11 protein-coding genes are annotated in these 13,303 nt (G+C 68.2%); 1 reads left to right on the plus strand and 10 read right to left on the minus strand.

Translation table 11 applies throughout. The features are described from left to right. Position 1: 1 nt before the first annotated feature. The 6 genes from RN901_RS12560 to RN901_RS12585 all read right to left on the minus strand — a co-directional run bounded on the left by RN901_RS12560 (position 2) and on the right by RN901_RS12585 (position 8,499). Positions 2-1,858, minus strand: a complete 1,857-nt coding sequence (locus RN901_RS12560; protein ID WP_310758632.1) for an ABC transporter substrate-binding protein — start codon at positions 1,856-1,858, stop codon at positions 2-4. Between the two features lie 58 nt (positions 1,859-1,916). Continuing rightward, positions 1,917-3,794 carry a 30S ribosomal protein S1 gene (locus RN901_RS12565; protein WP_310758633.1) on the minus strand — a complete coding sequence of 626 codons (1,878 nt, stop codon included), beginning with the start codon at positions 3,792-3,794 and terminating at the stop codon, positions 1,917-1,919. A 208-nt stretch (positions 3,795-4,002) separates the two neighbouring features. After that, positions 4,003-5,973, minus strand: a complete 1,971-nt coding sequence (gene aroA, locus RN901_RS12570) for a 3-phosphoshikimate 1-carboxyvinyltransferase (protein ID WP_310758802.1) — start codon at positions 5,971-5,973, stop codon at positions 4,003-4,005. A gap of 5 nt (positions 5,974-5,978) precedes the next feature. Then, positions 5,979-6,917 carry a ribonuclease Z gene (gene rnz, locus RN901_RS12575; RefSeq protein ID WP_345782396.1) on the minus strand — a complete coding sequence of 313 codons (939 nt, stop codon included), beginning with the start codon at positions 6,915-6,917 and terminating at the stop codon, positions 5,979-5,981. Further along, positions 6,905-7,363, minus strand: coding sequence for a hypothetical protein (locus RN901_RS12580; RefSeq protein WP_310758635.1), 459 nt, complete (start codon positions 7,361-7,363; stop codon positions 6,905-6,907). Before RN901_RS12580 ends, rnz begins: the two co-directional genes overlap by 13 nt. Further along, the gene (locus RN901_RS12585; RefSeq protein WP_310758636.1) at positions 7,360-8,499 is read right to left on the minus strand and encodes a thiamine pyrophosphate-dependent enzyme; all 1,140 of its coding nucleotides are present in this window, start codon (positions 8,497-8,499) and stop codon (positions 7,360-7,362) included. Before RN901_RS12585 ends, RN901_RS12580 begins: the two co-directional genes overlap by 4 nt. Before the next feature lie 187 nt (positions 8,500-8,686). Between RN901_RS12585 and RN901_RS12590 the strand changes: the two genes are divergently transcribed. Next, on the plus strand, positions 8,687-9,460 hold the full coding sequence (locus tag RN901_RS12590) for a DUF4159 domain-containing protein (RefSeq protein WP_310758637.1): 774 nt from the start codon (positions 8,687-8,689) through the stop codon (positions 9,458-9,460). A gap of 50 nt (positions 9,461-9,510) precedes the next feature. On the opposite strand, the gene RN901_RS12595 is transcribed toward RN901_RS12590, so the two are convergent. From RN901_RS12595 to coxB, 4 genes are read right to left on the minus strand one after another with little or no spacing between them, the layout of a single operon-like run. Continuing rightward, positions 9,511-9,807: a cytochrome C oxidase subunit IV family protein gene (locus RN901_RS12595; protein ID WP_310758638.1), complete on the minus strand. Its 297-nt coding sequence runs from the start codon at positions 9,805-9,807 to the stop codon at positions 9,511-9,513. A 7-nt stretch (positions 9,808-9,814) separates the two neighbouring features. Further along, positions 9,815-10,384, minus strand: coding sequence for a cytochrome c oxidase subunit 3 (locus RN901_RS12600; protein ID WP_310758639.1), 570 nt, complete (start codon positions 10,382-10,384; stop codon positions 9,815-9,817). After that, positions 10,384-12,216 (minus strand): cytochrome c oxidase subunit I, encoded by a 1,833-nt coding sequence (gene ctaD, locus RN901_RS12605; protein WP_310758640.1) that lies wholly within the window; start codon positions 12,214-12,216, stop codon positions 10,384-10,386. The genes RN901_RS12600 and ctaD overlap by 1 nt, the downstream gene beginning before the upstream one ends. Positions 12,217-12,226: 10 nt before the next feature. Continuing rightward, the gene (gene coxB / locus RN901_RS12610) at positions 12,227-13,231 is read right to left on the minus strand and encodes a cytochrome c oxidase subunit II (protein ID WP_310758641.1); all 1,005 of its coding nucleotides are present in this window, start codon (positions 13,229-13,231) and stop codon (positions 12,227-12,229) included. Positions 13,232-13,303 lie beyond the last annotated feature (72 nt).

Consider the following 13,303-nt stretch of genomic DNA (forward strand, 5'->3'; position numbering starts at 1 on the left):
CTCACCGGATGCTCGTCGTCCGCGCCCGGCGCCGCGTTTCCGTGCGCAGCGTGTCCACGCGCACCGAATCACGCGGCGCGAAGGGAGACGGCGCCGCCCGGACCTCGGCCAGCCAAGTGAGAAGTTCCTCTCTGTCCGCCTCGACGGGCGAACCGTCCACCAGCATGCGGATCTCGGTGGAACGCCGTACGACGGATCCTCCGGCATCGGGACGCAGCCGGCCCGTCACGCCCTCGACTTCCGGTCCCGACTCGAGATATGCCGCGAGCGCGGCCGGGATCGGCAGTCTCGCCGCATCGAGAGCGGAGAGCACGAGGAGCGTCGCATCGTGTGCCAGAGCCGGCATAATGTTGTCTCGCAACGTCTTTCGGTATCTTCTCTCATAATCTGCCACAAATCGCTGCCACGGCGTACCCGGGCTGACGCGGTCCGTCGCGAGCCCGATCACCCGATGGTCCGTCGCGAACCGTTCGAGGCGACGCAACGCGGCCGGTTCGGCCCAGGCCCCGCTCCCCAGCACGATCACGTTGTACAGCCCGTAATAGAAGAGCTGAGGTGCGACGGCGAGGACGCCGGACACGGACGCCGCCGGCGCGAAGACGACATCGGGCTCCGAGGCCGCGACGGCTTCGATGGGTCCCTGGAAGGTGGTGACTCCGGGATCGTAGCGTTCGTGCCCTACGAGCAAGCCGCCGTTCTCCCGGATCGTTCGCGTGAACGCGTTGACGGCGCCCGTGAGTCCGACCCCGTCCGGCTCCAGAACGGCGACCCGCCGGAGCCGCAGGTCCTCCAGCGTCCAGCGCGCGAGTTCCTCCGCCACATCCGAGACGCGCGTAACCGCATCGTAGAGCGTATAGGTCGCCGACCCGGGTCTCAGCACTTCCGTAGCCGTGGGGCTGATGACCGGCAACCGCGGATTCGCCCGGGCGCGGGAAGCCGCCGCGAACGACTCGGAGCGAAGGGGACCCACGATCGCGATCACATCCCTTCCTTCGAGCGACCGCACGAGGTCCGCCGTGTTCTCCGGATCCGATTCGTCATCGAGGAAGATGAGTTCGACATCGAAGCCGGCCGGGCGCTCGCCGCGGTACCGCTCGACCGCGAGCTCGATCCCCTCGCGCAGCACCAGGCCGACCTCCGCGAGGTCGCCCGTGAGCGGCAGGATCGCGCCGATGCGTGCGCTGCCACTGTCGAGATCCGTTTCCGCCGAAGCGATCATCTCCGCCGTGACCCGCTCCGGTTCGGCGGGTTCTCCGTCCAGGATGCGAGCGGCCAGGCGCCTCGCCTCGTCCCCCTCTCTCTCGACGATGAGAAGGCGGACGAGTTGCGTATGGACGATCGCTGCCGCGGCCGTCTCGGGGGGGAAGGTCTCCGTCAACGGGCGCAATTCCTGGACCGTGAGCGCGGCGGTCAACCGGCGCAGGTTCTCCGCGCCGATCGCCTCCAGCCCCCCGGGCGCGGAGAGGACCGCAGCCACCGCCTCGGGCTCACGGCCCGTATCCGACAGGATCCGGACCAGCCGCTCCAGGGTGGCCGTTCCAAGGGGGGCGGCGGGCGTCCGGGCGAGGAGCCTGCCATAACGATCCGCCGCGGCGCCCGGGAGCCTCTGCGCCTCCAGCGCCCGGCCCGCCACGGAGAGGGCGCGGTCCGCGAAGGCTCGGAGATGTTCCAGCTCACGCCAAGCCGCGTCGAGGGAATCCGCGCGCGCCGCGGCGGCGGCGAAGCGCCCCTGCTCGTAGTCGGATTCGGCGAGGCGGAGCGCGGCCGCCGCGCCTTCCGGGTCCACGGTGCTCGGCGCGGCCGTCTCGATGGGTGGGTTGCCGGCGATGAACGCACAGCCCGCCGCTGCGACCAGCACGGCGCCGCAACCGAGGGCTACGCGTCTCCGCGCTGCTCTACGCCGCTCGTGGAAGGGGCTACTCCCCTGCCTCACCACCGGAATCGGACTGTTCTCCCTCGTCCGTGTCATCCGCCGCGGAACCGGACTTCGACGCCGCCATGTTCTCGTACTCTACTTCCTCGGCGTCATACGGGACATCGGGCGCGTCCACGACGGCGAGAACGATGCGGCGGTTGATCGGGTCCGTCTCGAGTACGCGCAGTTCCAGCTGATGCCCCTCGTCGAAGTGGTCGGCCGGCTCGGTGGTCGGCGCGTCCACGCCGAGTTGCGAGATCGGCACGAACCCTTCGAGATCGCTCCCGAGGTCCACGACGACGCCCTTCTCGAGCAGCCTCGTGATCGAGCCCGCCACTTCCCGCCCCGGCTGGTACGCCTGCGCGAGCTGATACCACGGATCTTCCTGCACCTGCTTCAAGCCTAGGGAGATCCGTTTCTGGTCGGGATCGATCGAGAGAACGACGACATCGACCTCCTCCCCTTTGCGGAGCACCTCGGCCGGATGCTGCACCCGCCGCGTCCAGCTCATGTCGGAGATATGGACGAGACCGTCGATTCCCGCCTCGACCTCCACGAAGGCGCCGAAGGACGTGAGGTTGCGGACGAGCCCGCGGATCTTCGTCCCCGGCGGGTACTGCGCCGGGAGCGCCAGCCACGGGTCCTCCTCCACCTGCTTCATCCCGAGCGAGATCTTCTGCGCCTCCTCATCGACGCGCAGCACGACACATTCGACCTTGTCGTTGATGCCGACGAGCTGAGAGGGATGGCGGACGTTGCGGGTCCATGACATCTCGGAGATGTGGACGAGCCCCTCGATACCGCGCTCGAGTTCCACGAAGGCGCCGTAGTTCGTGATGGAGACGACCCGGCCCAGCACGCGTGTCCCGACCGGGTATTTCTCCGCCACGTTCTTCCAGGGGTACTCCTGAAGCTGCTTGAGGCCGAGCGAGATTCTCTCCCGGTCCCAGTCGATGTCGAGGATCTTGATCTCGAGCGACTGGCCGATCTCGCAGACTTCCGACGGATGGCCGATGCGCCCCCAGGACATGTCCGTGATGTGGAGGAGGCCGTCCATCCCGCCAAGGTCGATGAAAGCGCCGAAGTCCGTGATGTTCTTGACGATTCCGGGGCGCACGTCGCCCACCGACAGCTCCTTCTTGAGTTCCTCGCGCTTCCCCGCCCGCTCCTCCTCGAGAAGGACGCGACGGCTCACCACGATGTTCCGGCGGCGCTTGTTGAGCTTGAGGATCTTGAAGTCGTACTCGTCGCCCAGGAGGTCGTCGACGTTGGGCACGCGGCGAAGCGCGATCTGGGACCCGGGCAGGAAAGCGTCGACCCCCATGAGGTCGACGGTCACTCCACCCTTGATCTTCCGCTTGATACGCCCCTGTACGGGACGGTTGTTGTCGAAGGCATCCTTGATCTTCTCCCACACGCGGAGGAAATCCGCCTTCTTCTTCGAGAGGACGACGACGCCTTCTTCATCCTCGAGGCTCTCGAGGAGGACATCGACGGAATCGCCCATCTGCACTTCGTCCGGATCCGCGAACTCTTCTAGCGGAACGGCTCCTTCGGACTTGAAGCCGACATCCAGGATGATGTCGGTCTCGGTTTTTCCGATGACCTGCGCGGAGACGATCTCGCCTTCCGTGATACGACTGAGGGTGTCCTCGTAGAGCGCGTAGAGTTCGGCGTACTCCGCCTGATCGTGCTGGGAGTCATCCCGGGGATCCGCATCCAGATCCAGATCAATGGCGCTGGGCTCAAAGGCGACCGGTGTCGCGACGGCGACCTCCGGCTCTTCCTGAGCGGCGTCGTCGACTTCCGGCGACGCGTCCGCGGCTTCGGGGATGTCGGTCTCGGGGACGTCGGTCTGAGGGTTCGTGTCGTCGGGCATAGGGAATCAAGCTCCCGCGCGGGGCCAACGGTGCGTCCCGCCGGGCCTCGTGGCAAAAAAGAATCGACCCCAACCGAGCTTCACCATCTCCGCCCAGCCGCCGGCCGATCCCCTGGTGTCGGGTCTCCACAGGATCCGGGGCGAAGCGCCACTTTTTCCGCCACGGTCCTCGAACAGTACGCTAACTTAGATTCAGGCTGTGGAAGCGTCAACGGAAAGCGGAGGCCGCAAGCTCGAGGATCGCGTCCACGACGTGGTCCGGGGGCATGGAGGTCGTATCGATCTCGATCGCGTCGGGAGCTCGTCGCAGCGGGGACAACGGACGCGATCGATCCCGCCGGTCGCGTGCCTCGAGCCGCCGGGTCTCGCGCTCGATGTCGCCCTCCGTGAAGGAAACGGCGCGCTGGCGCAGTCGACGGCGGGCTCGCTCGCCGGCATCCGCCACGAGGAAGATCTTCAGGTCCGCGTCGGGGAATACGGCGGTGCCGATGTCACGTCCGTCGCAGATGATCGCATGGTGGCGGCCCGCCCGGCGCAGACGATCCAGCACGACCTCCCGAACCGCCGGAAGCGCCGAAACGGCGGACACACGCGCGGTCACCTCGGGCGATTCGAGGTCGGGGCCGGGCCGGGTCCCGGCGACGGATACATCGAATCCGCCGTGCGCGGGGACGAGACCGACGTCCAGCCCGGACACCGCGGCCTCGATCGACGGCTCGTCCTCCGCGATGCCCCGGTCGAGGGCCCACCAGGTGATCGCCCGGTAGAGCAGTCCGGAGTTCACATGCACGAAGCCGAGTCGCCGGGCCACGCTCGCGGCCGTGCTGCTCTTGCCGGAAGCGGCGGGACCGTCCACGGCGATCACTCGTCCCGCCCGAGAAGGCGGCCTGCGGCGGGAGCCGCGGCGGAAGGGCTCGAGCGCGCCCCAGAAATCCGGATACGAGACGTCCGCGCACGCGCGGTCGTCGATCCGCAGGTCGGCATCCCCCGCCGCGTCGAGAACCCCGAACGCCATGGCGATCCGGTGGTCGCCGCGTGTTTCGACGTCGCCGCGCAGCCGTCCGGCACGGCCCTGGATCGTGAGACCGTCGGACTTTTCCTCCACGGCGACGCCTAGTCCCTCGAGCGTCCGGGCCAGCACGGCGAGGCGGTCGCTTTCCTTCACGCGCAGCTCGGCCGCGTCGCGAATCTCCGAACGGCCCCACGCCCGGGCGGCAAGGACGGCGAGGAGCGGAATCTCGTCGATCACCCGCGGGATCAGGTCGCCGCCGATCGAGAACGCCCGCAGGCCGTCCGGGGGATGGACGGTCCACGTCTCGCGCGGTTCCCCGCCCTCGGCCGACGCGGGATCCCGGTCGACGCGGGCCCCCATTTCCTCGAGCACGGAAAGAAAACCGATGCGTCCGGGATTGGCGCCCACGGCTTCGACCCTCACCGTTCGGCCGCAGAGGAGCGACGCCCCGATCAGAAAGGCAGCCGAGGACGGGTCGCCGGGAACGGTCATGCGGAGACCCCTGAGCGCACCCTCCCAATCGGATGGATCGAAACTCACCTCCCCCGCCCCGGTCCGCGCGGGATCGAATGCGAGCGGCACGCCCATCTCGGCCAGCATGCGCTCCGTGTGGTCCCGGGAAAGAGCGGGCTCGCTGACTTCGACCCGCACGCGGGCCAGCACACCCGCCAGGAGCACGGCCGACTTGACCTGGGCGCTGGCGACCCGGCCGCGGTGGCGCAAGGTCCGTAACGTCCCCGTGGCTCGCCCCCGGAGCCGCACGGGAAGCCGCTCCGGCTCCCCGTCGTACTCGATGCGCGCCCCCATGGCCTGCAGCGGATAGATGACGCGGCGCATGGGGCGGCTGCGAAGCGATGGATCGCCGTCCAGGACCGCCGCGACGCCGGAACCCGCCAGGATCCCGGCGAGGAGGCGTGCCGTCGTCCCGCTGTTCCCGCAATCGAGCCGCGGAGCCGAGGTGAGGTCGAGCCCCCCGCCCGCACAACGGATCGTGAGACCGCGCTCCCCCTCCTCGCACTCCACGGCGGCGCCGAGTCGCCGCATCGCTCGCACGCTCGCACGCACATCGGCGCCGTCCGAGAGGCCGTGCACGACGGACGCCGACGATGCGAGCGGCGCGATGAGCGCGGCGCGGTGGGAGATCGACTTGTCCCCGGGTACGCGCACCCGGATCAAGGGTCCAGAGCTCCCGGGTCCGCGTCATCGAAGGAGACATCGGTGGACCAGCCGTCGCGCGCGAGTTCCGCCCCGGGGAAGACGGCGCGCGCCTCCTCGAGCAGTTGCGCCGGCCGCTCGGCGTAGCGCGCGCTGATGTGCGTCAGCACGAGCCGCCGCACGCCCGCCTCGCGCGCGACCCCGGCAGCGGCGGCGGCGGTGGAGTGGCCGGTCTCCCGGGCCCGATTCCGTTCCTCCTCCGTGAACGTCGCCTCGTGCACGAGGACGTCCGCGTCCCTCGAAATCCGGACCGTTTCAGGAGAGGGACGCGTGTCCCCGGTGTACACGACCTTACGGCCCGGCCGCGGAGGACCCACGAGCTCGGCGGGATGGACGCGCCGGCCGTCCTCGAGATCCACGCTCTCCCCCCGATGGAGACGGCCGAAGAGCGGACCTTCGGGGACACCCATTTCGCGGGCGGCCGCCACATCGAACCTTCCGGGACGCGCATCCTCGATGAGCGCGTATCCGAGTGAACGCCGCGTATGCTCGGTCGCGAACGCCTCCACTCGAAAGCCTTCTCCTTCGACCGCCTCGCCGGCCCCGAGCTCGTGCACGGTCGCGTCGAACGCGAGACGATCCCCTCCCAGATCCCGGAGCGCGCGGAGCGTCTCTCCCGTGCCGCGTGGCGTCCAGATCCGGAGCGGCTCATGGCGCCCCTGGAGGCTCATCGTGCGGAGCAGGCCGGCAAGGCCCAGGTAGTGGTCGGAGTGGAGGTGCGTGATAAGGATATCGTCGAGGGAAAAGCCCACCCCGTACCGCATCATCTGCCGTTGCGTCCCCTCGCCGCAGTCAAGGAGGAACAACCGCCCCTCGCGCTTCAGGGCGAGAGACGAAACGTTCCGCGACACCGTCGGCCGCGAGGAAGCCGTTCCGAGAAACGTCAGTCGGAGGATGGCGCGACTCCTTCGGGGGCGCCGACGCGCGCGATCAGTTCCGCGTCCGATATCTCGGAGAGCGTGGCGCCGTGCAGCTCCACCGCGGCGCGATGCTCGCTGATGCAGCACAGGCGGAGGCCCACGGTGCCCGCCGCGCTCCCCCCCTCCGCCCAGACCGGCCCCGTGCTCTGGGCAAGCCAGATCGCTCCGCTGCCATCGACGATCCGGCGCTCGGTCGGCGTGAGCGGTCGTCCCGCTTCCCACAACGCACGGAAGGCTTCGTCATCGAGATCGGAGAGGGCCAGTTCGTCGGAAAGCGCCGTCCGTCGGTCCGCGATCTTCGGGTCGTCGCAAACGAAGTAGCCGAGACCGAGGCCGGACGGCGCCCGGGCGGCGTCATACAACGTCCAGGATGCGCCATCGATCGTGCCCGACCGCCGCGGGCGGGCGCCGACGCCCGTCATGCCGACACCTCGCCGTAGACGCCGAGCGTCACCGTTTCGCCGCGGGGGGCGGCCCTCTCACGGCTCGCCAGAGCTTCGCTTGCGGCCTCCTCGATCTCCGCCTCCACTTCCCGCTCGACCATGGCGAGCTTCCGGAGGTTCCGGTCCCGCAGGTTGCCGGCGCCGGCGACGCCGAGGTCGATCCCCGCCAGGTACTCCTCATAGAGTCCGATCGGGTCGCGCCGTCCCCAGTACCGGAACAACTCGCGCGAAAAGGTTGCCCGGGCCTCGCGCACGTCGTGCGTCGCATGCCCTCCCATGCGAAAGGTTCGCGCCTCGATGAGTTGCGGACCCTCCCCCCGCCGGCAGCGTTCCGCGGCCACGCGGGTTGCCGCATAGACCTCGAGCACGTGGTTCCCGTCCACCGATTCGGAGGGGATCCCATACGCCGCGCCCCAGTCCGAGAAATCGGGCGGCACGTGGTGCTGGTCCAGCCGCGTCCCCAGCGCGACCTGGTTGTTCTGGATGATGAAAACGATCGGCAGCCCGAGCGATGCCGCGAACGCGAACGCCTCGTGCGCCTCGCCGTGCTTCGTCGCCCCGTCCCCGACCCAGGTCAGCGCCACCCGGGGCTCTCCGCGAATCCGGAACGCGAGGGCAAACCCGTTCATGACGGTCGACAGCGTCGCGACCATGCTGATGGGCGGACAGACGCCGTAGCGCAGATCTCCCAGGTGCAGGTCCCGTCCCTCCGCGGGGGCGTCCGCCGTCCCGAGGTAGGTGCGAAACACCTCCGCCATCGGCATGCCCATCTCGTGATTCGCGCCCTGGTTGCGGATCATGGGACCCACGACATCCCCGTCGGCACCGCGGCGGTCGAGCGCGTTCACCGCCCCCACGGTCACGGCTTCCTCTCCGGTCCCGAGCCACGCTTTCGAGATCACGCCCTGTTTCACCCACCTCGTGAGGGCGATGTCGCTGAGGCGGAATCGGAGGAGTCCCCGATACAGGGCGATGTACGCTTCGGGAGGCAGCGCGGCGATCTCCCGCGCGCGGGCGTCGTCGGCCCGGATGCGTGACCTGTACTCCTCCAGGAGTTCGGGGTCCGGCTGCCAGGAAACGTACTCAGGGGGGTCGTAGGCCGAGTATCGACGCATCGTCCAGGTCCTCGTGGTCCGGCAGGCCGGAAAGCGGCCCGTCGCGCGGCACATCCTAAGCCTTCGCCACGGGGCGCGCGAACCGATAAGCTAGTGAGTCACGGCGCGGTCAGGGTGCCGCGCCACGCGACCGAGGCGCCGCAATGAACCCAGGCAAATGAAGCCGTGCCGGCGCTGCAAGTGCAGCGTGCCGGACGCGACGCAAACCTGTCCGCATTGCCGCGCCACACAGCGGCGCGGCGACCGCACGCCGCAGATGGTGATCGGTTTCGTCACGGTCGCCGCGGCCGCACTGGCCGCGCTCGGCTCCTGTCCGAGCCTCGCCGGCCAGCCGCCGGGCGGTGCGGCGGGGACGGAGCCGCCGACGATCACCCGCCTGCGCTACGACGGCGGGGGCGACTGGTACGCGAATCCCTCGAGCCTCGACAACCTCCTCGAGCAGATCCGGCTCCGAACCGGAATTCCGGTGGCCGACCGGCCCGCGGAGGTGGGCGCCGCGGATCCCGACCTCGCCGACCATCCGTACCTGTATGCGACGGGACACGGGAACATGTCCTTCACCGAGCTCGAGATCGAACGCATGCGCGCGTACCTGTACGGGGGCGGCTTCCTGCACGTGGATGACAACTACGGCCTGGACGAGTCCTTTCGCCGTGAGATCGCCCGCCTCTTCCCGGACATGCCCCTCGCCGAAGTGCCGCTCGAGCACAGCATCTACGGGATCTTCTACGAGATGCCGGACGGCCTGCCCAAGATCCACGAACACGACGGAAATCCCGCCCAGGGGTTCGGCATCTTCCTCGATGGCCGCCTCGCGGTCTACTACAGCTTCGAATCCGACCTGGGGGACGGCTGGGAGGACGAGGGCGTGCACGGGGACGCGCCCGAGGTACGGGAGTCCGCGATCAGGATGGGCGTGAACCTCTTCCTCTACGCGCTCTCCGCGACCCCGGCCCGCTGACGGACCGACACCCCCCGGCAGCTCGGGAGGCCGCGGCAGGAGCCCTGCCGCTAGGCGCCGAACTTGCCGAAAATCGCCATCAATCCGACCACGATGGCGGTGGCGATGAAGGTCCCCCACGCGAAGATGGCGGTGAGGACCGGACCATCGGACTTCAGGTGCATGAAGAACATCGCGACGAGCGCGAACTTCGCCGCCATCATCACGAGCAGGATCGGGATGAGCACCGGCGCGAGCGCCTCGATGTAGAACACCATCACCTCGAGCGCCGTCAGCGCGGCGAGGATCACCGCGATGGCGACGTAGAGTCGCGTGCTCGGGTGCGATTCGGCGGAGTGGCGGCTCACGTGTGCCTCACACCAGCAGGTAGATGAGGGTGAAGAGGATAATCCACACGACATCTACGAAGTGCCAGTAGAGACCGGCGATTTCCACCGTCTCCGCATGGCGGGCGTCGAGCTTCCCCTGCACCGTCCTCACGAGGAGCGTACTCAGCCAGATGACGCCTCCGGCGACGTGGGCGCCGTGCGTCCCCGTCAGGACGAAGAAGGTCGACGAGAACAGGTTCCTCGACAGCGGCAGCCCCTCGTGAACGAAGTGGCTGAACTCGTAGTACTGGCCGCCGAGGAAGATGAGGCCGAACAGCGCCGTCAGGGCGAGCCACAGCTTGGTCGCCCGCAGATCGTTCCTCTGCACCGCCGCCAGCGCGAGCACCATCATGAGGCTGCTCATCAGGAGCACGAAGGTCGTGACGGTGATGAACGGGATGTTGAGGAGGTCGTGCGGATAGGGCGGAACGAGGTTCCGGCCGCGATAGATCATGTACGTGGCGATCAGGGTGCCGAAGAGCATGCACTCCGACCCGATGAAGGTCCACATCGCGAGCTTGCGGTTCGGGATCCCCGTCGAGGTCGGCCCCTCCATCAGTGCGTCTCCTCGCCGAACGGGGGCTCGAAGGCCCACGCGAAGAGCCCTACCGCGGTCACGAACAGACCGAAGAGCGTCAGCCCGAGCGACCCGAGCCCGCCGATCGTCATGAACAGCATCCCCACGGCGAGTACGAGCGGCCAGTACGACGGATTCGGCATGACCACCGGCGCCGGCGGCTCGTCCGGCTGCCGCCGCGGCACGGCGCCCCCGGGTTCATCGCCCTCCCCGCGCGCTTCCGGCGCGATGTAGGGATGCCAGAGCGGATCCCGCCGGTCCACGGTGGGGATCTCCGCGAAGTTGTAGTGCGGCGGCGGCGAGGCCACCGTCCATTCGAGCGTCGACGCGTCCCACGGGTTGTGCCCGGCCGCCTCTCCGCGCCGCCACGTGCGCCACAGATTCCAGATCAGCGGCACGAAGGACAGCGTGAAGATGAAGGCTCCGATGGTCGAGATCAGGTTGAACACCTCCAGACCCAGTCCCTCCGCGTACGTGTAGGTACGCCTCGGCATCCCGAGCAGCCCCGAGAAGTGCATCGGGAAGAAGGTCACGTTCAGCGCGAGGAAGGAGAGCCAGAAGTGGGCCTTCCCCAGGCCCTCGTGCAGCATCCGCCCCGTCGCCTTCGGGAACCAGTAGTAGAAGCCGCAGAAGAGGCCGAACACGGTCCCGCCGATGAGCACGTAGTGGAAGTGCGCCACCACGAAGTACGTGTCCGTCTGCTGCAGGTCCGCCGGCGGCGAACTGTGCATGACGCCGCTCAGCCCGCCGATCGTGAACGTCGCCACGAGTCCGGCCGCGAAGAGCATCGCCGTTCGGAAGCGTAAACGACCTCCCCACATCGTCGCGATCCAATTGAAGATCTTGATCCCGGTGGGAATCGCGATGAGCATCGTCGCCCCACCGAACACCGCGTTCACCACCGGCCCGAGTCCGACCGAGAACATGTGGTGGACCCAGACGCCGAAGCCGAGGAAGGCGATGAGAACGCCCGAGAAGACGACGACGGGATACCCGAACAGGATCTTCCGCGAGAACGTCGGGATCACGTCGGACACGATGCCGAAGGCCGGCAGGATGAGGATGTAGACCTCGGGGTGGCCGAAGACCCAGAACAGGTGCTGCCAGAGGACGGGGTCCGCGCCCGCCGCCGCATCGAAGAAGTGCGTTCCGAAACTGCGGTCGAAGAGCATGAAGATCAGGCCGACCGTGAACGGCGGGAAGGCGAGCAGGATGAGCGCGGAGACGATGAGCGCCATCCAGGTGAAGAGCGGCATCCTCATGAACGTCATCCCCGGCGCCCTCATGTTGAGGATCGTGACGAGGAAGTTCAGCCCGCCCGCAATCGACCCCACGCCGGAAATCAGGAGCGCGAGGACGTAGAAATCGATGCCCGGACCCGGCGAATACTCGGGGTTCGTCAGCGGCATGTACGCGAACCAGCCCCCGTCGGGCATCACCCGGAGGGGGACGCTCGCGTACAGGAAGAGACCACCGAAGAGGAAAACCCAGAAGGAGAACGCGTTCAGGCGCGGGAAGGCGACGTCGCGCGCCCCGATCTGCAGCGGCACGACGAAGTTGAAGAAGGCGACGACAAGCGGCATGCCGGCGAAGAACACCATCGTCGTGCCGTGCATCGTGAACAGCTGGTTGTACAGGTCCGGATCGAGAAAGCTGCGCTCGGGGGCGGCGAGCTGGAGCCGAATGAGCTGTCCCTCGACGCCGGCGATGAGCAGGAAGACGAACCCGACCACGAAATACATGATTGCGATCCGCTTGTGGTCGACCGTCGTCAACCAGCTCCAGATCCCGGTGGAATGCGCGTCGGTCATGGCCACGGCGCTAGCGGAGCGAGCCGAGATAGGCGACGAGCTGCCGAAGCTGCGCGTCGCTCAGTTCGACCTCGGGCATCGGATTCCCGGGTTTCACGTGCTGGGTGGAATCCAGCCAGCGCGCCAGGTTCGCCGGTGTGTTCTCGAGCACGCCCGAGGCGATCGTAAGCCGGCTGCCGAAGTGCGTGAGATCCGGACCGAACTGCCCCGCCGCCGGCGTCCCTCTCACCGCGTGACAGCTCACGCACGCATTCGCCATGAACACGCCCTGCCCCGCCCGTGCCTCCGCGGCCGCGGGCGTCGAAGCGGGCGCCGCGTTCGCCCGCGCCCAGCGGTCGAAGTCCTCGGGTTCGTCCACGATCAGGCGCATGCCCATGAGAGCGTGCGCCGTGCCGCAGAACTCCGCGCACTGACCGTGGTACACGCCGACCGAATCCGGCCGGAACCAGAGCTGGTTCTCGATGCCCGGCACGAGGTCCCGCTTTCCGGCCAGGCGCGGGACCCAGAACGAATGCATGACGTCCGCGGAACGGAGCCTCAGGTCGACGGTGCGGCCCAGCGGGACGTGTGCCTCGTTCGCCGTCACGATCCCGAGTTCCGGATAGCGGAATTCCCACCACCACTGCTTGCCGATGACCTCGATGACGAGTGCTTCCGGATCGGGCGTGGACCGGTCGATGATGAAGATGGCCCGCATGGTCGGAATCGCGATGGCCACGAGGATGAGCGCCGGGAGCAGCGTCCAGCCCACTTCGAGGAGAAGGTGGCCGTGGACCTGCTTCGGCCGCCCGTCGCCCGGCCGCTCCCGAAAACGGACGAACACGTAGATGAGGATGCCTTCTACGACGACGAACACGCCGACCGCCCACCAGAAGATCTGGTCGAAGAGCTGGTCGAGGAGCGTGGCGGAGTCTGAACTGGGGTGCAGTGCGGATTGCGGATATTCGCCGCCGCAACCCTGGCTGATCAGAACCCCCAGGAAAAGCACGAGCGCTGCGATCGCGCGTCGTCTCAAGGGCGTATCTATATGTGTTTCGGGGAAAGTCTCGAATTCAGGGCAGGCCCCGCCTCCGCAGGGCCAGCGAGA

This window comes from Candidatus Palauibacter soopunensis (genome assembly GCF_947581735.1).
GTDB classification, from domain to species: Bacteria; Gemmatimonadota; Gemmatimonadetes; order Palauibacterales; family Palauibacteraceae; genus Palauibacter; species Palauibacter soopunensis.

Coding starts and splice junctions, on each gene's coding strand:
- RN901_RS12600 (WP_310758639.1), bottom strand. CDS start 10,384: ATGGAGGGGCCGACCTCGACGGGGATCCCGAACCGCAAGCTCGCGATG.
- RN901_RS12585 (WP_310758636.1), bottom strand. CDS start 8,499: ATGCGTCGATACTCGGCCTACGACCCCCCTGAGTACGTTTCCTGGCAG.
- RN901_RS12565 (WP_310758633.1), bottom strand. CDS start 3,794: ATGCCCGACGACACGAACCCTCAGACCGACGTCCCCGAGACCGACATC.
- RN901_RS12580 (WP_310758635.1), bottom strand. CDS start 7,363: ATGACGGGCGTCGGCGCCCGCCCGCGGCGGTCGGGCACGATCGATGGC.
- ctaD (WP_310758640.1), bottom strand. CDS start 12,216: ATGACCGACGCGCATTCCACCGGGATCTGGAGCTGGTTGACGACGGTC.